Raw genomic sequence first — 19,240 nt, 5'->3', positions numbered from 1 at the left:
GGGGGCCCAGACAGACACGGCCCTGAGCCTCACCTGTCGCGAGGCTCGTGCTTGCACATCGCATGTCCGGAGGGGGCGAGGGAAGGGGGCCACCCTCTGGCGGGCCGCCTCGGAACTCGCCTTCCCCGGATGGCCGGAAAGACAGACACCCGGGGCGGGTCAGGTCCACCCCAATCCCAGACATCGTCGCTGCCGCTCAGGCCGGGCGGCTGAACTGGACGTCGTGAGTCTTTGCCTCCGGAGCGGCGAAGGAGAGCAGCCGGGCTCCCTCGGCGGAGAGGGCGGCGCGGTCCTGGGCGGACAGCCGGCGATGGGGCTCGATGTGGAGGATGGTGGTGCCACGGTGCTGTTGGAGCTTCCAGGTGCCGTGGAAGAAGCCATCCACGAGGATGGCGCCGGGCACCATGCCGTTGCGGGTGGCGATGCGCTTGCGGTCCTCCTCGGAGATGATGCGCGTGCGGTCCGCGTGCGACAGGAGCACGTTGTCGAACTCCGGCAGGAAGCGCACCGGGGCCGGCGTTTCCGGGTCGGGCCGTGGAGCGTCGGGCAGGTCGAACAGCTCCCGGCCCTGCTCGTCGACGAAGGTGCGCAGGCGCGGGCGGAGCCGCTCCGTCACCTCGCCCAGGCGCGTGAGGCCCGACCAGGCCTGGATGTCCTGGGTGGAGGCCGGACCGAAGGCGGCGAGGTAGCGCAGCACCACGTCATCCACCGAAGGAGCGGCATCGAGCGGCTTCCCCACCCACGACTCGAGCGTGGTGCAGGCGGGGTTGCCGCCCACGCCCCAGATGCCGCGCGGGGGCACCTGGACCAGCGGCACCAGCAGGCGGATGGCCTGGGCGAGCGACGCGGTGTCCGTGTCCGGCCAGCGCTCGCCCAGCGCGGCTCCGAGCTCCGTCAGGGTGAGCGGCCGCGCCTCGACCAGGGCCCGGCCCGCCGCGACGAGCGCCTTCAGGTCCACACCGTCGAGGTTCCGGCCGTAGCCACTCCCCGTGAACAGGGCGCGCTCCAGGAACGGGTTGACGAGGGGGCGCAGCAGCAGCGCGTCGCGAGCGGTGACCAGGTGGATGGTCCCCCGCATCAGCACGATGCGCACCAGGCTCCGGTCGAGGAGCCGCGAGGCCAGCGCGTCCTGGTGGAAGTCCTCCAGCCGCGTCCACAGGCCGTAGTAGGGCGGATTCGGAGCCTGGGCCTGCAGGCCGATGAGGTGCTCGACGACCTCGGGGATGGAGCGCTTCGAGCGGCGGAGCAGCAGCTGCCGCTCCAGCAGGGCGCGGTTGAGGGCGCGCTGGCTGAGCACCTGGGTGGGCCGGCTCGCGCCTCGGCGTGTCGTCACTCCGGCCGCTGGCTTCCGGGTGGGCATCATCGTCCTCGCACGCCGCCGGGAGGGCGCCGCCCGCGCCTCCGTCCTCGCCCGAGCCACCCGGGCGCTCGCGGGAGCAGAGGTGTCGGCGGGCTGGAAGGCAAGCGGCAGCATCGGGAAGAGGAAGAAGGGAAGCATGAGGCCTGTCTCCGGGCTCGGGTGTGCGCCCACGGCAGGGTCGGGCGCCAGCGGCTGTGATGGCGCTACCCTGGGCCCCGGCGATGACAGCCTTGTGTCAGCTTTGTACGACGGGCTTCTCGGACTGTGCGCGGCCCCCGTCTGGCCCGTCAGGGATTTTACCCGGGTGATATTGCCAAATGGATATTACCCGGGTAATAACCCTCGCACCGAGGCACGGGAGGCCACATGGGTGACGACACGCGGTGGGGAGACGGGCAGGCGGGATACACGGCGTTCGCGGGGCCGCGCTGCATCGCCTCGGGAGGGCTGGAGGACGTCGCGCTGAAGGCGAAGGCGTGGGTGGACGGGGGCGAGACGGTGCCGGTCGTCATCTATGAGGACGCGACGGGCTACTCGGTGCACCCGGACCTGCGGGGCTCCCGTGAGGACGTCCTGCGGGGGCTCGCCGAGCGGCGCGCGCGGACCGCCACCGCCGGAGAGGAGCCACGGAGGAGTGGCCCGGGACGGCCGAAGCTCGGCGTGGTGTCTCGCGAGGTCTCCCTGCTGCCCCGTCACTGGGAGTGGCTCAACGCGCAGCCGAGCGGCGCGTCCGCGGCGCTGCGCCGGCTCGTCGAGGAGGCACAGCGCAACGACAAGGGCCGCGAGCGGGCGCGTCGTTCGCAGGAAGCGGCCAGCACGTTCATGCATGCCGTGGCGGGGGACCTGCCCGGCCTCGAGGAGGCCTCGCGGGCCTTCTACGCGAAGAACCCCGAGCGCTTCGCCCAGCTCATCGAGCAGTGGCCTGACGACATCCGGAACCATGTCCACCGGCTGGTGTCTGTCGCCCTGCGCGATGAGGCCGAGGCGACACGCAGTCCCACCGAGCGGGGTTGAGCGTCCGCCGGCTCCGAGGAATCCGCCGTGGACTTCTTCATGCTGTTCTTCCTCCCCGTGCCGCTGGCGTGGGGAAGGCGTCCCGTCACGCCCAGGCGCCGCGCTGGCGGGGCCCGCCGGGTGGGTAGCCCGGCTCCCACTCCGCCGCGTCCGGACGGAAAGGGCGCGCGTCCTCCCGAGCGGCGCCGGGTGCGTCGTCAGGGCAGGCGCCCCGGCTCAGGACCAGAGGCCCGCTGAGCCTGGTGCCGCCGGGAGTGCACCGGCGGCGCCGCGACTCCCCTGTGGCGCCCGACGCTCCCGGACGAAGCCGGGAGAAGGGCGCGGGTGACTGCCGTCGATGCCCGAACGGCAAAGCCCCTGGGGCCCTGACGGCTACCGCGCCTCCGGCCGGACGTAGACGACCACCTGGGGCGTCTCGTCCAGGTACAGGCCCGTCACCGGCGTGCGCGTGCCGAAGGCCTGCCACGTGAGGAACTCATGCTCACGGAACTCCTGGTGGTACTGGTACGCGACGATGTCCGCGTCCTGCGGGCTGCCCACCGCGCGCAGGTCCTTCCGCAGCATGCCGTTGCGCTGGTAGTCGCGGAACGAGCCGCCGTGCACCTCGTGCAGGAACAGCCGCGCGCCCGGCTTCGCGTGCTCGTTGATCCACGGCAGCACGCCCGTCACGTGGCTGGACCAGAACTGCCGCTGCATGCCCAGCGTGGCCGCACCGGGCAGGCCGCCCGCGAGCTCCGAGTACGCCGCCGTCCCGTACGGAAACACCCGCGCCGAGTACACCACCGCCGGCGCCAGCAGCACCGCGAACACCAGCGCCGCCACCGCCGCGAAGGGGAGGGAAGGGCGCTTCGCCTTCAGTCGCTCCCACAGCGCCGAGCACCCCCGCGCCACCGCCGCGCCCGCGAGGATGCCCAGGAACACCATGGACGGGAACCAGTGCTTCACCCCGCCGAAGTGCGGCACCTGCGGGTGGCTGATGATGAGGATGGACGTCACCGCGTTCACCCCCACCAGCGCCTCGGCCAGCGTCACCGGCCGCTCCACCCACGCGCGCGTGCGCTCGAAGAGGCCCAGCACCGCGCGTGCCGCCAGCGCCAGGAAGCCCGTCACCATGGGCACGAAGAGGCTGGTGGGCACCGTCAGCGCCGTCTTCACGACGACGTAGGCCAGGGGGAAGGGCGGCTCGCGCAGCAGCGTGCCCAGGTAGAACCAGGCGTAGTGGTTGTGCTTCGCGTGGAAGGCCAGGTACCACGCCGTGCGCTCCACCGGCTCGTGCCAGAGGTACGGCCAGTGGAGGTAGAAGATGACCGGCCCCAGCACCGCCATGGCCGCCACCGGCACCAGCGCCCGCGTCACCGGCGCGCTCACCCGCGCCAGCCTGCGCAGCATCCAGGTGCCGCCCACCGCGAGGCCGACGAAGAGCAGCGTGTGCGGGCTGAGCAGCAGGAACTTCTTCTGGAAGCCCTCACCGCCGCCCAGCGACAGCACCAGCAGGCCATAGAACACGGCCACCGCCGCGAACAGGCCCACGAAGCGCAACAGCCACGTGCGCGCCTCCGCCTGGCCCCCGCTCGCCGTCCACGCGCGCCACAGGGCGAAGGGCGTCAGCACGAAGGGCAGGAAGAGGGCGTTGTGCTTGGTGGCCAGCGCCAGCCCGAAGGCCACGCCGCACCACAGGCCCCACTTCGCGTCCTCCAGCGCGCGCCAGAAGCAGTACACGACGAGCAGCCACAGCGCCGCCACCGGCACGTCGAAGCACGCCAGCTCCGCGTTGAAGTACTGCCGGGGCACCAGCATGAAGGCGAGCGCGGCGAACAGCCCCGCGGCGCGCCCGTACAGCGCGCTGCCCAGGAGGAAGCTCAGCGCCGGCACCAGCGCGGCGAGGGCGAAGGCCGGCAGCCGGAAGGCCGTGGCCGAGCGCATCCACCCGAGGCCTTCGTGGAAGAGCAGGTGGCTCAGCCCGAACAGCGTCTTCATCAGCACCGGGTGCTCGTGGTTGTAGTCCCACGCGCGGACGATGGCCGCGTCCGTGAAGGCCTTCGCGGGCGACTGGACAAGCTGGCGGAACCAGCTCGAGTAGCCCTCCGCGGCCATGAAGTAGACGCTCTCGTCGCGCGTGTAGCCCACCGCGGACTCCGTCAGCCACAGCACCGCGAAGCCCAGCAGCCCCAGCGCCCAGGCCAGCCACTTCTCGTCCCGCGTGGGAGCCCGGCCCGTCATCCCCGCACCCCCACCGCGGGCTCCACCGCCAGCACGTCGAGGCACACCTGCCGCCGGTCCGCGTTGTCAGACTGCACCCAGACCTTCACCGCGCGCGGCTCACCCTCGGGCAGCCGCACCTCCGCCTTCTGCACGCCCTCCAGGCCCGGCGGCACCACCACCTCCAGCAGCCGCGTGCCGCTCTTCGCGTCGTCCACGCCGAGGTAGGTGGGCGTCAGCCGCGCGTCCTTCGGGTGCGCGTGCTCCCAGATGATGCCGCCCTCCAGCCGCAGCCCCAGGCCCCCGGGCACTCCGTCGAACTCCGCCACCAGGCGCTGCTTGCCACCCGGCGCGTGCATCCACAGGCAGCGGCGCGGCTCGTAGAGGATTTCGTGCCACTCCGGCGCCACGTACAGGTGCGGCGGGCCCGGGCAGCGGTGCGCCCGGCCGTCGAAGGGACAGTCGCGGCGCGCGCCGTCCGGCCCCTCCAGGTAGACGCGGGCGCGCGCGTACGCCTCCGTGGCGGTGAAGCGGCGGGGCCGGTGGCGCCCGTTCTCGTAGAGCGCCAGCGACAGCGGGCCCTCGCGCCCCGGCGAGCCCACCGCGCGGCGCTCGGGGAGGAAGGCCGCGAGGAAGCCCTCTTCCTCCGAGCGCGGCAGCTCCGGCTGTCCCAGCACCCAGACGCGCGGGTGCGCGGCCAGGTCATCCCGGTCCGAGCCGAGGTAGCCGTACACCGGCACTTCGGGCGGGACGTAGATGCGGGCGCGCTCCGCCCACCAGGGGAACAGGAGCACCGCGTCGCCGGGGCGGGCCTCGGCCTTCAGCCGCTCCGCCACGGCGCGGTAGTGGGCGTCCGTGGGGAGGCGCCCCGGAAGGCGCGCGTAGAACAGCAGGCACAGGAGCGCGACGAGGACCAGGCCCCCCAGCTCCACGAGGGGCAGGGCGCGCAGGATGCTAGGACTTCGCAAGGCGGATCTTCTGCTCGCTCTTTTCCCGGCAGAAGGTGCAGAAGATGGCATCCCCCTGGGCGAACGACGGCGTCCAGGGCGGATACATCGAGCACCGCGGGTCCAGGCAGTGGTGCAGCTCCCAGAGGTGTCCCAGCTGGTGGAGCGCGTGGCGGGCCACGGCCTTGTAGGCGCTCTCCAAGTCTTTGTGGGGGTGGATGCTGAGCACCGCGCGGTCCTTGCCGTGCCACGCGAAGCCCGGCGTCGGCGCCACGCCGCTGGGGAGCTCGCGCTCCTTCAGCCGGCGCGTCGTCAGCAGCAGCACCTTGTCGTCCTTGTAGGAGCGGATGCCCTTCACCTGCTCGAGCAGCTTCTCCGCCTCCAGCGGCTCGGACATGCCCGGGGGCACCTCGGCGCTGCCGGAGTGCTCGCTGCCCACGCCGAACGCCGTGTAGAGCGTGCGGTTGAACTTCGCGAGCTGCTTGTCGTCGAAGGAATCCAGCGTCACGACGCGAATCACGGGGCGTCACCTCGGCGGAGGGGCCTTCTGGGTGAGCGAAGGCCCGTCGGTCCACTGCGTCTGTCAGTCCTCGCCCTCGGGCGGCTTCGCCTTGGGCGGGCGGCCCCGCTTCTTGGGCGCGGCGGGCGCGGCCGCCTCGGACTCGGGCGGCTTGGCCTTGGGCGGGCGGCCCCGCTTCTTGGGCGCGGGCGGCTCCGCCCCCTCGGGAGCGGCCACGGCCTCCGGCTTGGGCTTGGGCGGACGGCCGCGCTTCTTGGGAGCGGCGGCTTCTCCACCCGCCGGGGCTTCGGCCTTCGCCTTGGGCGGACGGCCGCGCTTCTTGGGGGCGGCCTCCTCGTCGGAGGCGCCGGCCTCCGCCTCCTCGCCTTCCTCGGAGCTCTCCTCCTCGGCGGGCTCGGCGGGGGCCTCCTCGTCCGGCGGCAGGTCCAGGTCGCTGTCCAGCCCCAGCAGGTCGCCGTCCAGCCCCAGGTCCTCGTCGTCGCGAGCGAACTCGGCGGCGGTGCGCTTGGGGCGCTCGCGGCCGGGCGGGAAGAGGACGATGTCGATGGCGTCCTCGGCGTTGACCTCGGTGGTGCCCAGCGCAGCGGCGACCTCCGACACCAGCAGGTGCCGGGCGTTGTCGTACAGCTCACGCTCCTTGGTGGGCAGCGGGCGCAGCTCGCTGAGGACCTGGAGGCCCTTCACCACCTCGGCGAGGCCGAGGATGCCACCCTGGGTCATCCGGTCCAGGTTGGTGCGAGCGCGCTGCTTCCAGTCCAGGTCGGCCTTGTCGCTGTCCGAGCGCAGGAACTCGAAGATGCTTTCCACGTCCTCGGCGGTCGCGACCTTGCGCACGCCGATGGGGACTATCTTCCCTTCTGGAACCATGACGACTGCGCCGTCTTCCTCGCGGCGCATGGTGACGAAGGTGAGCTTCTGGCCCGCCACCTCTTTCACGTCGATGGCGGAGACGCGGCAGACCCCCTGGTTCGGATAGACGACCCGGTCGCCAACCGCGAGCTGGAGTGACGCGGACCCTTCAGGCATGTCCCCCTCACGGGCGAGGTAAACGTCAGGAGAAACCCGGGCTTAGCACCGAGCCGCGCCGGACGCCATGAGATTACCGGTGGAATGCCGCCGTGCGTGCGTCCGAGGTGCGGGCCCGCAGCAGGACGCCCAACAACTCCTTCTGCCGCGCGTCCAGGGCCGCCTCCACCTGGGCGTCCGTCGGCTCCCTGTCTTCCACTCCCGGCCGCGCATCCACGCGCCCGGACAGTCCCACCGTCCCCATCAGCGCCACCCCGAGCACCAGCACTGCCACCAGCTTCTTCATGGTGATGCCTCCAGGTCGCCCAGGGTAGGGGGCTCGCCCGGATGATCAATTTTTCAGCAACAGGTCGCTGCACTGCTGTAGCAGCAGGGCGCTAGGGCGGGGGGGCGTCGAACAGCCTGCCCGGGCTGGGAGCGGGGCCTCCTCCGGGCGGGGCCACGGGGGAGACCTCCAGGATGAGGGTGCCGGTGTTGTCCGCCAGGTGGTCGTCCGGGAAGGCGAGCTGCAGCCAGGACGCTCCCCGCAGGCGCACGGGCTGCCCCACCTCCAGCAGCTCCATGACGCCCGCGGACGCCTCGGGGCCCTCGCCCGTGCCGTGCAGGCCGAGCACCCGGCCCACGGGCCCGCCCGCCTCGCCCCGCGTGCGCGCGGGCTCGGCGGAGTCGCGCACCACCACCTCGTACGTGGTGCCCGGGTCCAGCTGGCGCAGCAGGAAGCGGTCCGAGCGCGGCAGCTTCAGGGCGTGCTCGCGCGCGACCAGCCGCACGGAGGTGACGATGCCGCTGTTGCGCTCGCGCACCCGCACCATGAGGGAGCCATGGTTGTCCTCCTTCCGCGCGTCCAGCAGGAAGACGTAGAGGGTGGAGGCGTTGCGGACCAGCTGCTCCTCGGGCCCCAGCAGGCCGAAGGACTCGTGCGCCGGCAGCCGCTCGTTGCCGTCCAGGTAGTAGCCGGCCTGCTCCACCGTCGCGGGGCCGCCCGTCGACAGGCGTCCCTCCACGCGCACCGCGTAGGTCCGCTTCGGGTCCAGCGACACCTCCGCCGCGGAGAGGAAGGGCACGCGGAAGGCATGTCCGACGGCGGACAGCGTGAGCCGCCCTCCCGACAGCGTGGCCTCCTGGGGCGGTGGGGCCCGGGGCGGCTTGGACGCGAGCACGCCCGGGGGCGAGGTTCCAGGTGCCATCCTCGGGCGCAGCCGGGCGTGGACGGCCAGGGTGGTGCCGCGCTCGGCGCGCACCGTCTGGCTCCACGGCACCATGCCCGTCACGTGCACCTCCAGCAGGTGCTCGGCGTCCGCGGGCAGGTGGGTGATGAGGGCCGGCGTGCGCGAGGGCAGGGGCCGGCCGTCCACGCGGATGGTGGCGCCCGGGGGCGTGGAGCTCAGCTCCACGGAGAAGGTGCCCGTGCGTCCCGTGGCCAGCATCATCACCGTGGCGAGCAGGACCACCGCCGCCGGGGCGCCCAGCATCACCCGGCGAGGCACGTGGAAGCCCTGGCGGGAGGACGGCGCGCGCGCGCGGGCGGGGGCGGGCGGAGGGAAGGCGGTCGGAAGGGTGACGGGCTCCGGCGCGGCAGCCGGCACCTGGACGACGGGCTGGGTGACGCCGGGCTCCGGCTCGGGGGCGCCCGGCACCGCGGGGATGGGCTGGGTGGTGCGCTCGCGCCGTCTTTCGGCCGGGGCCGTGGGGGGCGTCTCGCGGCGGCCCTCGCCCGGCGCGAGCACGGGGTGGGGCGGCGTGAGGTCGCGGTTGCTGCGACGCTCGGCCGGGCGGTGCGTCCACCGGGCCAGCTGCGTCAGGAACTCGCGGGGCAGCAGCACGGGCCGCCCGTCCCCCACCAGCTCCGCCTCGAAGAGGTAGCCCATGAAGTGGGCGCGGGCGCGGGGCGACACGTCCGGCGCGGCCGTGTGCAGGTGGCGGGTGAGGGCCTCGGCGAAGGCCTCCGCGGTGGTGTAGCGCTGGTCCCGCTCCACGGCGAGGGCGGTGAGGAGGATGCGCTCCAGCGCGGCGGGGAGGTCCGGGTTGAGGTCCCTGGGGCGCGGGAAGTCGCCCTGGGCGAGCTTGCGCAGCACGTCCTCCAGCTTCCCCTCGAAGGGCAGCCGCCCGCACAGCATCTCGTAGAGGATGACGCCGGCGGCGAAGACGTCCGTGCGCGCGTCCAGCTCCCGCCCGCGGGCCTGCTCCGGCGCGAAGTAGGAGAACTTGCCCCTCATCTCGCCGTCGTCCGTCTCGTCCCGGCCGGCCAGCCGGGCCTTGGCGATGCCGAAGTCCACCAGCTTCACCTGCCCCTCGTAGCCGAGGAGCACGTTCTGCGGGCTGACGTCGCGGTGGACGATGTGCAGCGGCCGCCCGCGCTCGTCCAGGCGGGTGTGCGCGTAGGCCAGCCCCTCCAGCACCTCGACGGCAATCAGCACGGCCAGCGGCTGCGGCACCGTGTACAGCCCCTTCTCCCGCGCGCGCCGCAGCACGCGCGACAGGGGATGGCCGTCCACGAACTCCATGGCGATGAAGTACTGCCCGTCCACCTCGCCGAAGTCGAAGACCTGGGCGATGTTGCCGTGGCTCAGCCCCGCGGCGATGCGCGCCTCGTTGACGAACATGGAGACGAAGGCGCCGTTGCCCGCATACCGGGGCAATATCTTCTTGATGACGACGGGCTTGGTCACCCCCGCGGCCGCTGTCATCCGGGCGCGGTAGATCTCCGCCATCCCGCCCGTCGCGATGCGCTCGAGCAGCTTGTACTTCCCGAAATGGAGCCCTTCGGAAGGCTGCTGCACGTTCGTTCCGGCTCCTTCGAGCGCACCGGGCCGCTGCACCTGCCATACCCCGCTGTCGCCGCGAGGCCGCGAGAAGCTATCATGGGGCATGTGTCACACTGCCGTGGGAAAATTCCGTTGAAAATGAGCTTTCGCCTTCTGGTTGTGTCCCTACTCTTCACTACATCCGCCGCGCTGGCGGAGCCCGCGGTGCTGCTGGCGCCCGTGCTGGGGCGGCCGGAGGGGGTTCTGCTTCAGGGGCGCGTTCTAAAGGAAGCGCCTTCCGAGGGCAGCACCGCGCTTTCTCGCAACGTAAGAAGGCTGACGGCAGCCAACTGGGAGGGGGCCCGGGTGGAGGTCTCCTTCCAGGGCGTGGTGGCCACGGTGAAGAGCGGGCATGACGGCGGTTTCGAGGTGAACCTGCGGCCGCCCGAGGGGAAGGCGTTCCCCGTGGGCACCTCCCAGGCGGAGGCGCGGGTGGAGGGGGCTCGGACGCAGGCCCCGGTGGAGGTCATCGCGGAGGGCTCGCCGCTGCTGGTGGTGTCGGACTTCGACGACACCGTGGCGGTGACGAACGTGACGAGCCCGGTGAAGCTGGTGGAGTCGGCGCTGCTGAAGGACTCGGACACGCAGGCGGTGGTGGAGGGCATGGCGGCGTTCTACGGGTGCCTGCGGGTCCGGTCGACGCCGGCCTTCGCGTTGGTGAGCGGCTCTCCGGTGCAGTACCTGCCGCGCATCCGGACGTTCCTGGAGCGCCACGGCTTCCCGGCGGGCTTCGGCGTGTACCTGCGGGACATCGGGCCGGGGACGCTGTCCGGCTACAAGCAGCCCATCATCCGGCGCCTGCTCCAGCAGTTCCCCCAGCCGGTGGTGCTGGTGGGGGACTCTGGAGAGAAGGACCCGGAGGTGTACGCGCAGCTTCGCGAGGAGTTTCCCGGGCGGGTGAAGGCCATCTACATCCGCGACGCGGGGCGCACCTCCGACAAGGCGCGGTTCCAGGACATGGTGCTCTTCAAGGACGCGGGTGAGGCGGCCGTGCACGCCAGCACCGCCGGCCTGGCCGACGCCGCGTGTGTCACCGCTGCCTTCCCCAAGCACACGCCGACGCCTGTCGTCATTCCGGCAGCCACGGTGAAGCAGACGCCTCCGTGAGGATGCGCGCGGTGATGACGGTGTCCGAGGCCCTGGCCACGACGTGGCTCGCCGCCAGGGGGACGCCACCTCCCAGGCAGGTGCATCGGCGGGGCCTCCGGTGGTCCGCGCTCCGTGCGTGCGGCGCGGCCGCGTCGGTCGCGCGGGTCCTCGTGGCCGTGCTGGTCGTCTCGGTGGGCGGGGGGTGCCGCGACGAGAAGCCGGCCGAGCCGCTCCAGTCGCTGAAGCCGGAGCCCCTGCCTTCGCTCGCATCCGGGAGTGGGGTGCCCACGGATGCGGGGAGCGAGGCCGCGCCCGACGTCGAGCCGGCCCCGGTGCCGGTGTACGGCGAGGCGCTGCCGGAAGCGGCGCTCCGGCTGGAGCTGTCCGGCGAGAAGGTGCGGCTGGGGCAGGAGTCCTTCGAGTCGGTGCGCCCCGCCGAGGCCGCGCGCCTGATGGAGCGGGTGAAGGGGCGCGACGTGCTGCTGGTGCCGGACGCGGACACGTTCCTCGTGCAGACGTCCGAGCTGCTGGCGGTGCTGCGCGCCTCGGCGAAGGCGGTGTGGCTGAGGCACCCGGATGGGCAGGTGGCCTACCCGGTGGTGCTGCGTGACGAGGAGGGCTTCCGCGAGTGGCTGGCGGAGGTGGCGCCCGGAAAGCTTCGCATCATCATGCGCGCGGATGGCTTCGAGCTGACCACGAGCGTGGGCAAGCTGCCGGGGCCGGACCCGAATGGACCCTCCGTTCCGGTGCGGGGCGGGCGGCAGGACCTCGCCACGCTGCGCCGGGCGCTGGGGCTGCTCAAGGGGCGCTTCAAGACGTCGGAGGACCTCTGCCTCGTGCCGTCCTTCGGCACCGAGGTGGCACAGGTGTCGCGGGCGCTCGGCGGGGTGTACACCGCGCCCGGTGAGCCGCTGTTCGAGACGCTGTGCCTCGTCTACCCCACGCCCCGCGGGGTGAAGGACGGCGGGTAGGGGAGCGGCACGCTCGGAGCCGCCCGCTGGGAGCGTCGTTTCCTCGACTCGAGCGCCTCGCGTTTCCGCCTCGCGAAACGTATTCCCGACATGGGGCCGGCGCCTCTCTTGCTCCCCGGAGAAAAGGGCTGGCCCTCCCGCGACTCCCTCTATGATGCCCGGCTCCCTACATTGCATCGGCGGGGGCATGCCCGCTGGGGGAGGGTCGCTCCCTCCCCGCACCTGGAGGTCGTCGATGGTCGCCGTATCCGAGCCCGCTCAGTCGAAGGAGATTCCCGCTGGCGGCGCATTCCTCTTCCAGGAGGTTGGCGCCACCCCCATCGTCACGCCGGAGGCCCTCGCGGAGGACCAGCGCCTCTTCTTCAAGACGGCGCTCCAGTTCTCCCGCGAGCAGGTGCTCCCCCAGGCCGAGCGCATCGAGGCCAAGGACAATGCCCTGCTGCGCCGGCTGCTGCACCAGGCCGGTGAGCTGGGCCTGCTCAGCGTGGACATCCCCGAGGCCTACGGCGGCACCGGCCTCGACAAGACCACGTCCCTGCTGCTCGCCGAGGCGATGAGCCTCAACGGCTCCTGGTCCGTGACGTTCGGCGCGCACACCGGCATCGGCACGCTGCCCATCGTCTGGTTCGGCAACGCCGCCCAGAAGGCGAAGTACCTGCCCAAGCTCGCCACCGGCGAGTGGGTGGCCGCCTACGCCCTCACGGAGCAGGGCAGTGGCAGCGACGCGCTCGGCGCCAAGACGAAGGCCGTGCGCTCCCCGGACGGCAAGCACTGGATTCTCAACGGCTCCAAGCTCTACATCACCAACGCCGCCTTCGCGGACGTGTTCGTCGTCTTCGCCAAGGTGGACGGCGACAAGTTCACCGGCTTCATCGTGGAGAAGGACACCCCCGGCCTCACCGTGGGCCCGGAGGAGCACAAGATGGGCATCCGCGGCTCGTCCACGTGCCCCCTCTACTTCGAGGACGCGCGCGTGCCGGCGGAGAACCTGCTCGGCGAGGTGGGCAAGGGCCACAAGATTGCCTTCAACATCCTCAACTACGGCCGCCTCAAGCTGGGCGCGGGCGTGCTGGGCGGCATGAAGCTCCAACTGCAGAACGCGCTGCGCTTCGCGCAGGAGCGCAAGCAGTTCAACACCCCCATCGTCCAGTTCCCCCTGTCGCGCGAGAAGCTGGCCCGCATGACGGCGCTCATCCACGCAGTGGAGAGCATGACGTACCGCACCGCGGGCCTCGTGGACGCGCGCCTTGCGGGCCGCGACAAGACCGCCCCGGACTACGAGGCGCGCCTGCTCGCCGCCGTCGAGGAGTACGCCATCGAGTCGTCCATCATGAAGGTGCACGGCTCCGAGTCGCTCGGGCACCTGGTGGATGACGCCGTGCAACTGCACGGCGGCGCCGGCTACATCGAGGAGTACCCGGTGGAGCGCGCGTACCGCGACGCGCGCATCAACCGCATCTTCGAGGGCACCAACGAAATCAACCGCATGCTCATCGTCGGCATGCTCCTCAAGCGCGCCGTGAAGGGCGACCTGCCGCTGTTCGCCGTGGCCGGCAACGTGGCCGAGGAGCTGTCCCGCGGCGAGCGCCCCCGCGCCCGCACCGACGACGCGCTCGCCCCGCAGGAGGTGGCCGCCGAGTCCGCCAAGCGCCTGGCGCTCCACGGCCTGCGCCTGGCCGCCGAGACGTTCGGCACGGACCTGGAGAAGCACCAGGAGGTGCTCGCCGCGCTGTCGGACGTGGTGATGGACGCGTTCGCCCTGGACTCCATGGTGACGCGCACCCGCCAGGCCGCCAGCGGCGGGAAGCTGGACGCGGTGCGCGTGGCCCTCACGCGGCTGTACGCGCTGGATTCCATCCCCCGCGCCTACGAGCGCACGCGCCGCGCGCTGTGCGCCACGCTGAAGGGGGACGCGCTCGACAAGGAGCTCGAGCGCCTGGGCACCCTGGACGTCTTCACGCCGTATGACCCGGCGGAGCTGCGCGAGACGGTGGTGGCCGCGCTGGAGTCGGCCGGCGGCTACCCCTTCGGAGACGTGTAGCGCGCGGCGCCCTCAGGGCATCCGCGTCACGGCATCCATGCCAAAGCTCACCCGCGCCTTCCAGGGCGCGGGGGGCAGCGACTCCAGGGCCATCAGCGCGTCCAGGCGCTTCTGCATCTCCGGCCGCAGCCGCCCGAAGGTGGCGCCGAAGCCCGGCGTCACCGTCTGCGAATGCTTCTTGGGCACCGTGGACGTCCACACCACCTCGCCGTGGAGCATCAGCGGCCCGCCCTGGAGGTCCATCTCCAGGAGGAAGGGCGTGCCCACCTTCACCTTGCGAGGCAGCGCCGGGGCCTCCACCTCCAGGCCCACGCCGCCGCGCGAGATGTCCCGCACCACGAAGACGGGCGAGAAGGGCTCCGCCTCCAGCGCGCGCAGGTGCAGCGGCAGGCGCGGGAAGCGGCGCAGCCCCGTCTGCTCCTGCTCGGAGAAGATGCGCTGGAGGATGGCATCCAGCGCCGTGCGGTCCTTGCCCACGCCGTAGCGCACGGTGAGCAGGTAGCGCTGGGACTCGCGGGGCACCACCTGGACGACCTCGCCCAGCACCTCCACGGGCCTGGGCACACCTCCGGCGTGCAGCTCGAAGGTGAAGCGGGTCCCCAGCGGAAGGCTGCGGCGCGTCTCCAGCGTGACGCCCCCCTGCCCGACGCTGCGTGTGTACTCCCCCACCAGGGACTGCGGCGTCTTGTAGGCCACCTTCAGTCGCACGTTCGTATTCACGCCCCCTCACTCTGCGCCTGTCCCGGGGCGGACTCAAGTTCACCCCATCTTCCCAGGTAGGGCGCCGCGGCGCGGCAAGTACCGGACCTTCCAGGTGTGGAGGGGTTGCGGGGGCGGGCCGGATGTCGGGCGCCGACGAAACCGGTGTTTCAACCTGTTGCGGTTTCTTGACCCCCCCTGGGGGGCCGCGTATGTATGCCGCCCGTAGTGGCAAGGAGTGGGAAGGAGTGGAGGGCATTCCCGCATCGGGTTGAAAAGGTGGATCGTCCCGCGTGTTCCGAGGCGTCTATGAGCACCAGATCGACGCAAAGGGGCGGACGAGCCTCCCGGCGAAGCTCCGGGAGACGCTGGTGGGCGCCTACGACGAGCGCCTCATCCTCACGACGGCGCTGGACAGGTGCCTCCACGCCTACCCGGTCCGGGAGTGGGAGGCGCTGGAGGCGTCGCTCGCCAAGCGCAACCCGATGGAGCCCGGGGTGAAGACGCTGATGCGCCTGTACGTGGCCAGCGCGCAGGAGTGCCCGCTGGACAAGCTGGGGCGCCTGCTCATCCCGCCGTCGCTCCGCTCCTACGCGGGGCTGGAGAAGGACGTGGTGTGGGCGGGGATGGTGAAGGTCATCGAGCTGTGGAGTCTCGAGGGCTGGGCGAAGGCGCAGGAGGAGGCCCGCCAGGAGGCGACCTCCGCGGACGTGATGAAGGTGCTCTCAGAGCTGCGCCAGAGTTAGCCGGAAAGTCGACAGGACTCACGAGTCCCGGGAGGGTGGAAGCGTATGAACCAGGTTCTGGAGGTGCGGCGACGGGCGGCGGACGCGACGGTGGGAACCGACCGCGTGGAGACGCTCATGCTCGAGGGCGAGCTGGGCGAGCAGGACCTGCTCCAGCTGTGCGACGAGCTGACCCGCAAGCTGCACCGGGGCGTGCGCCAGGTGGTGCTGGACTTCGGCGACGTGGGCCACCTGAACTACCGGGGCGTCAAGCCGCTGATGGCCCGGGCCGAGGCGTTCCGCCGCACCGGCGGCGACTTGAAGCTGTCCGGCCTGTCGCCGTACCTGGCCGCCATCTTCCGCGCGGCCGGCGCCCACGACACCTTCGAAATCTACCCTCATATGAACGACGCCCGGGCGGCCTTCGCGCTCGCGCGGGCCCCGTTCGTCTGAGCCCTGTGGGGGCCGTGGACTTCCAGCACCAGACCGTCCTCCTGCGGGAAGCAGTGGACTTGCTCCAACCGGGAGTGGGGAAGGTGATCATCGACGGCACACTGGGCGGCGGTGGCCACACGGAGGCGCTCCTGGCCCGGGGCGCCACCGTGGTGGGCGTGGACCGCGACCCGGTGGCGCTCGCCGCCGCCACCGCCCGGCTGGGCGTCAACCCGCGCTTCCAGGCCCGGCAGGGCAACTTCGCGGAGCTGCTCCGGGTGGCCGGGGACGTGCTCCCGGTGGACGGCGTGCTGGTGGACCTGGGCGTGTCGTCCCCGCAGCTGGACGTGGCCGAGCGCGGCTTCTCCTTCGCCAAGGACGGCCCGCTGGACATGCGCATGGGCGACGAGGGCCCCACCGCCGCCGAGCTGATCGCCTCCACGGACGAGCGCGACCTGGCGCACCTGCTCAAGGAGTACGGTGAGGAGCCCTTCGCGCGCCCCATCGCCCGCGAGCTGAAGAAGGCGCTGCCCACGCGCACCCTGGAGGCCGTCGAGGTGGTGAAGCGGGCGGTGCCGCGCAAGGCGTGGCCCACGCGCATCAACGTCGCAACCCGGACGTTCCAGGCGCTGCGCATGGCCGTCAACGGAGAGCTGGAGGCGCTGGACGCGCTGCTGGCCGCCATCCCCCGGCTCCTCAAGGTGGGCGGCCGCGCCGGCATCATCGCCTTCCACTCGCTGGAGGACCGGAAGGTGAAGGAGGCGTTCCGCGACCTGGTGGGCCGGTGCACCTGCCCGCCCGGGCTGCCGGTGTGCGCCTGTGGCTACTCGGGCGCGTTCGCCCTGGTGACGAAGAAGGCCGTGGCCGCCTCGGAGGAAGAGGTGGAGGCCAACCCCCGCTCTCGCAGCGCGCACCTGCGCGTGGTGGAGAAACTCCGATGAGCCTGGTGACATCCCGACCCTCTTCCACGCGGGGCTCCGTCTCCGTCGCGGGCGTGCTGCTGCACCTGCTGCCCGCCGTCCTCTTCTTCTCCCTGTTCGCCGCGGTGGGCTTCCTCCACGTCACCAGCCGCGTGCTGGTGGTGGACATGGGCTACCGCCTGTCGCGCGCGGAGGCGGAGAGCCGCACCCTCACGCGGGAGAACGACCGGCTGAAGCTGGAATTGGCCACCCTCAAGGCCCCGACGCGGCTGGAGCGCGTGGCCCGCGAGCAGCTGGGCATGGCCATGCCCAAGGGCGGCGCGGTGGTGTCGCTGTCCGCCGAGAAGCCGGCCCGGGGCAGCCCCCAGGCGGCGGCGCGTGATGGGGAGGCGCCCGGCGTGCGCGTGGCCGGGCGGGCCGGAGGGGCCACGCGGTGAGGGACTTCAAGGCGACGCGGGCTCCCGAGCCCAACGCGAAGTGGCTGGCGCTGCGGGTCAAGCTCCTGTTCGGCCTCTTCCTGACGCTGCTGGGCGTCGCCTTCGGTCGCGCGGTACAGCTCCAGGTCTTCGAGCAGGAGAAGCTGCGCGGGCTGGCGCAGGACCAGTACGTCCGCCAGATTGAAATCCCCGCGCGCCGGGGCGACATCTTCGACCGGCGTGGCACCCCGCTGGCCCAGAGCGTGGAGGTGGACTCCATCTGGGTGGACCCCTCCATGCTGCCGGACGTGCGGGCCGCGTCGCGCGCGCTGGCCAAGGCGCTGAAGATGGACGCGGACGAGATGGCCGCGCGCCTGGGGCGGGCCAGGCGCTTCGCGTGGGTGAAGCGCCAGGCGAAGCCCCAGGAGGTGGCCGCGGTGAAGGCGCTGGGCCTGCCCGGCTTCGGCTTCACCAAGGAGCCCAAGCGCTTCTACCCGCAGCGCGAGCTGGGCGCGCACGTGGTGGGCACGGTGGGCCTGGACGGCCGGGGCCTGGAGGGCCTGGAGCTGGCCTTCGAGGACGAGCTGTCCGGGCAGAGCGCGCGCACCTCCGGCTTCCGCGACGCCAAGGGCCGCAAGCTGCTGGTGCAGGGCGCCCTGGACCCGCTGGAGCGCCAGGGCGCCGCCGTCACCCTGACGGTGGACCGCCACCTCCAGTACGTGACGGAGCGGGCGCTGGCGAAGGCCGTGGAGGACGCGAAGGCCGTGGCCGGCATGGCCGTGGTGCTGGACCCGAAGACGGGCGAGCTGCTGGCCATCGCCAACCACCCGCGCTTCAACCCCAACACCCCCGAGTCCAGCTCGCGCACCAACATGCGCAACCGCGCCGCCCTGGACACCATCGAGCCCGGCTCCACGATGAAGCCCTTCGTGGTGGCCGCCGCGCTGGAGCAGAAGGCGATTACCCCCGACAGCGTCTTCTTCTGTGAGAACGGCGCCTGGCCGGTGGGCCGCCACACCATCAACGACACCCACTCGTACGGCTGGCTGGCCCCCCGCGGCATCCTCCAGGTGTCCTCCAACATCTGCATGGCGAAGATTGCCCAGGCCATGGGGCGCGAGAAGCTGGTATCCGGCTACCACGCCTTCGGCTTCGCCGAGCGCAGCGGCCTGTCCCTTCCCGGTGAAGGGCGCGGCGTCATCCCCTTCCCGAAGGCGGAGGTGGCGCTGGCCACCCAGTCCTTCGGCCAGGGCCTGACGGCCACGGTGGTGCAGATTGCGGCCGCCTATGGTGCGCTGGCGAACGATGGCGTGCTGATGCGGCCCTACCTCGTGTCGAAAGTGGTCGACCCGGACGGGGTAGTCCTGCTGGAAAACCGCCCCACGGAGGTGCGCCGGGTGGTATCCGCGAAGGTGGCCCGGCAGGTGGTGGGCATGCTCGAGAGTGTAGTGACCAAGGAAGGGACCGCCCCCAGGGCCGCCATGGAGGAGTACAGGGTGGCGGGCAAGACGGGCACGGCCCAGAAGGCGGACCCGGTGGCACGGGGGTACTCGGACAAGCGAATCGCTTCCTTTGCTGGCGTGGTGCCGGCCGAGTCACCGCGCGCCGTGATTCTTGTCGTAGTGGACGAACCCAAGACGGACGTATACGGGGGGCTCGTGGCTGCCCCTGCTTTCAAGGAAATTGCGACCGCCGCCATGGCCCACCTGGCCGTGCCACCGTCCCGGACGGTGGCGCCCGAGGTGGCCGTGGCCGCCGTGTCCCCCGCGTCAGGCGCGGCGAAGCCGGTGGCCCCCAAGGCCGCCGTGCCCGCCCGGCCGGCGCTGGCGGAGGCGGTGACGGAGACCCCGGAGCCCGGCACGGTACGTGTGCCGGATGTCCAGGGACAGGTAGGACGAGAGGCCGTGGTGAAGCTGCTCGCCGCGGCCCTGGAGCCACAGGTAACAGGCAGTGGACGTGTGGTGTCTCAAACCCCCGCCGCCGGCGCACTGGTGGAGAAGGGGGCCCGGGTGACGCTGGAGCTCGCCACGCGGCAATAAGGCCGCGCCGCTCCAGGCCCCGCGCTTGCAATGCGTGT

General features: G+C 72.0%; 17 protein-coding genes. 9 read left to right on the top strand and 8 right to left on the bottom strand.

Annotation, left to right across the window (positions count from 1 at the left end):
• Nucleotides 1-196: 196 nt before the first annotated feature.
• Nucleotides 197-1,498 carry a winged helix DNA-binding domain-containing protein gene (locus LXT23_RS47825; RefSeq protein WP_253987239.1) on the bottom strand — a complete coding sequence of 434 codons (1,302 nt, stop codon included), beginning with the start codon at nt 1,496-1,498 and terminating at the stop codon, nt 197-199.
• A 228-nt stretch (nt 1,499-1,726) separates the two neighbouring features.
• Here LXT23_RS47825 and LXT23_RS47820 point away from each other — a divergent pair, with 228 nt between their 5' ends.
• Nucleotides 1,727-2,374 (top strand): DUF2239 family protein, encoded by a 648-nt coding sequence (locus LXT23_RS47820; RefSeq protein WP_253987238.1) that lies wholly within the window; start codon nt 1,727-1,729, stop codon nt 2,372-2,374.
• 372 nt (nt 2,375-2,746) lie between these two features.
• Here LXT23_RS47820 and LXT23_RS47815 read toward each other — a convergent pair whose 3' ends face one another.
• From LXT23_RS47815 to LXT23_RS47790, 6 genes are all read right to left on the bottom strand, one after another.
• A complete protein-coding gene (locus LXT23_RS47815; protein WP_253987237.1) occupies nt 2,747-4,594 on the bottom strand; it encodes an ArnT family glycosyltransferase in 1,848 nt (615 codons plus the stop codon).
• A complete protein-coding gene (locus tag LXT23_RS47810) occupies nt 4,591-5,541 on the bottom strand; it encodes a hypothetical protein (RefSeq protein ID WP_253987236.1) in 951 nt (316 codons plus the stop codon). The genes LXT23_RS47815 and LXT23_RS47810 overlap by 4 nt, the downstream gene beginning before the upstream one ends.
• Nucleotides 5,528-6,040, bottom strand: a complete 513-nt coding sequence (locus tag LXT23_RS47805) for a hypothetical protein (protein WP_253987235.1) — start codon at nt 6,038-6,040, stop codon at nt 5,528-5,530. Before LXT23_RS47805 ends, LXT23_RS47810 begins: the two co-directional genes overlap by 14 nt.
• A gap of 63 nt (nt 6,041-6,103) precedes the next feature.
• A complete protein-coding gene (locus tag LXT23_RS47800) occupies nt 6,104-7,066 on the bottom strand; it encodes a CarD family transcriptional regulator (RefSeq protein WP_253987234.1) in 963 nt (320 codons plus the stop codon).
• Between the two features lie 73 nt (nt 7,067-7,139).
• A complete protein-coding gene (locus LXT23_RS47795) occupies nt 7,140-7,352 on the bottom strand; it encodes a hypothetical protein (RefSeq protein WP_253987233.1) in 213 nt (70 codons plus the stop codon).
• 91 nt (nt 7,353-7,443) lie between these two features.
• The gene (locus LXT23_RS47790) at nt 7,444-9,846 is read right to left on the bottom strand and encodes a protein kinase domain-containing protein (RefSeq protein WP_253987232.1); all 2,403 of its coding nucleotides are present in this window, start codon (nt 9,844-9,846) and stop codon (nt 7,444-7,446) included.
• A gap of 123 nt (nt 9,847-9,969) precedes the next feature.
• On the opposite strand from LXT23_RS47790, the gene LXT23_RS47785 reads away from it, so the two are divergent.
• The 3 genes from LXT23_RS47785 (at nt 9,970) to LXT23_RS47775 (ending at nt 13,971) form a co-directional block, all read left to right on the top strand.
• A complete protein-coding gene (locus LXT23_RS47785; protein ID WP_253987231.1) occupies nt 9,970-10,977 on the top strand; it encodes a phosphatase domain-containing protein in 1,008 nt (335 codons plus the stop codon).
• Nucleotides 10,974-11,930, top strand: a complete 957-nt coding sequence (locus LXT23_RS47780) for a hypothetical protein (protein WP_323379174.1) — start codon at nt 10,974-10,976, stop codon at nt 11,928-11,930. The genes LXT23_RS47785 and LXT23_RS47780 overlap by 4 nt, the downstream gene beginning before the upstream one ends.
• A 235-nt stretch (nt 11,931-12,165) precedes the next feature.
• On the top strand, nt 12,166-13,971 hold the full coding sequence (locus LXT23_RS47775; RefSeq protein ID WP_253987230.1) for an acyl-CoA dehydrogenase family protein: 1,806 nt from the start codon (nt 12,166-12,168) through the stop codon (nt 13,969-13,971).
• A 12-nt stretch (nt 13,972-13,983) separates the two neighbouring features.
• On the opposite strand, the gene LXT23_RS47770 is transcribed toward LXT23_RS47775, so the two are convergent.
• Nucleotides 13,984-14,691 carry a PilZ domain-containing protein gene (locus LXT23_RS47770; protein ID WP_253987229.1) on the bottom strand — a complete coding sequence of 236 codons (708 nt, stop codon included), beginning with the start codon at nt 14,689-14,691 and terminating at the stop codon, nt 13,984-13,986.
• Nucleotides 14,692-14,963: 272 nt separating this feature from the next.
• Here LXT23_RS47770 and mraZ point away from each other — a divergent pair, with 272 nt between their 5' ends.
• Genes mraZ through LXT23_RS47745 form a run of 5 tightly spaced genes read left to right on the top strand, consistent with a single transcriptional unit; the run spans nt 14,964 to nt 19,202 of the window.
• Nucleotides 14,964-15,416: a division/cell wall cluster transcriptional repressor MraZ gene (gene mraZ, locus LXT23_RS47765; protein WP_253987228.1), complete on the top strand. Its 453-nt coding sequence runs from the start codon at nt 14,964-14,966 to the stop codon at nt 15,414-15,416.
• Between the two features lie 45 nt (nt 15,417-15,461).
• Nucleotides 15,462-15,848 carry an STAS domain-containing protein gene (locus LXT23_RS47760; RefSeq protein ID WP_253987227.1) on the top strand — a complete coding sequence of 129 codons (387 nt, stop codon included), beginning with the start codon at nt 15,462-15,464 and terminating at the stop codon, nt 15,846-15,848.
• Between the two features lie 5 nt (nt 15,849-15,853).
• The gene (rsmH, locus tag LXT23_RS47755; protein WP_253987226.1) at nt 15,854-16,768 is read left to right on the top strand and encodes a 16S rRNA (cytosine(1402)-N(4))-methyltransferase RsmH; all 915 of its coding nucleotides are present in this window, start codon (nt 15,854-15,856) and stop codon (nt 16,766-16,768) included.
• Nucleotides 16,765-17,184, top strand: a complete 420-nt coding sequence (ftsL, locus tag LXT23_RS47750) for a cell division protein FtsL (RefSeq protein WP_253987225.1) — start codon at nt 16,765-16,767, stop codon at nt 17,182-17,184. Before rsmH ends, ftsL begins: the two co-directional genes overlap by 4 nt.
• Nucleotides 17,181-19,202, top strand: coding sequence for a penicillin-binding protein (locus LXT23_RS47745; RefSeq protein ID WP_253987224.1), 2,022 nt, complete (start codon nt 17,181-17,183; stop codon nt 19,200-19,202). The genes ftsL and LXT23_RS47745 overlap by 4 nt, the downstream gene beginning before the upstream one ends.
• The last annotated feature ends 38 nt before the right edge of the window (nt 19,203-19,240 follow it).

It is taken from the genome of Pyxidicoccus xibeiensis, from assembly GCF_024198175.1.
GTDB lineage: Bacteria > Myxococcota > Myxococcia > Myxococcales > Myxococcaceae > Myxococcus > Myxococcus xibeiensis.
Note: the sequence above shows the minus strand (reverse complement) of the source record. Positions and strands in the feature narration are given on the sequence as shown.

Coding starts and splice junctions, on each gene's coding strand:
- LXT23_RS47785 (WP_253987231.1), top strand. CDS start 9,970: ATGAGCTTTCGCCTTCTGGTTGTGTCCCTACTCTTCACTACATCCGCC.
- LXT23_RS47775 (WP_253987230.1), top strand. CDS start 12,166: ATGGTCGCCGTATCCGAGCCCGCTCAGTCGAAGGAGATTCCCGCTGGC.
- LXT23_RS47825 (WP_253987239.1), bottom strand. CDS start 1,498: ATGCTTCCCTTCTTCCTCTTCCCGATGCTGCCGCTTGCCTTCCAGCCC.
- LXT23_RS47820 (WP_253987238.1), top strand. CDS start 1,727: ATGGGTGACGACACGCGGTGGGGAGACGGGCAGGCGGGATACACGGCG.
- LXT23_RS47815 (WP_253987237.1), bottom strand. CDS start 4,594: ATGACGGGCCGGGCTCCCACGCGGGACGAGAAGTGGCTGGCCTGGGCG.
- ftsL (WP_253987225.1), top strand. CDS start 16,765: ATGAGCCTGGTGACATCCCGACCCTCTTCCACGCGGGGCTCCGTCTCC.
- LXT23_RS47760 (WP_253987227.1), top strand. CDS start 15,462: ATGAACCAGGTTCTGGAGGTGCGGCGACGGGCGGCGGACGCGACGGTG.
- LXT23_RS47795 (WP_253987233.1), bottom strand. CDS start 7,352: ATGAAGAAGCTGGTGGCAGTGCTGGTGCTCGGGGTGGCGCTGATGGGG.
- LXT23_RS47800 (WP_253987234.1), bottom strand. CDS start 7,066: ATGCCTGAAGGGTCCGCGTCACTCCAGCTCGCGGTTGGCGACCGGGTC.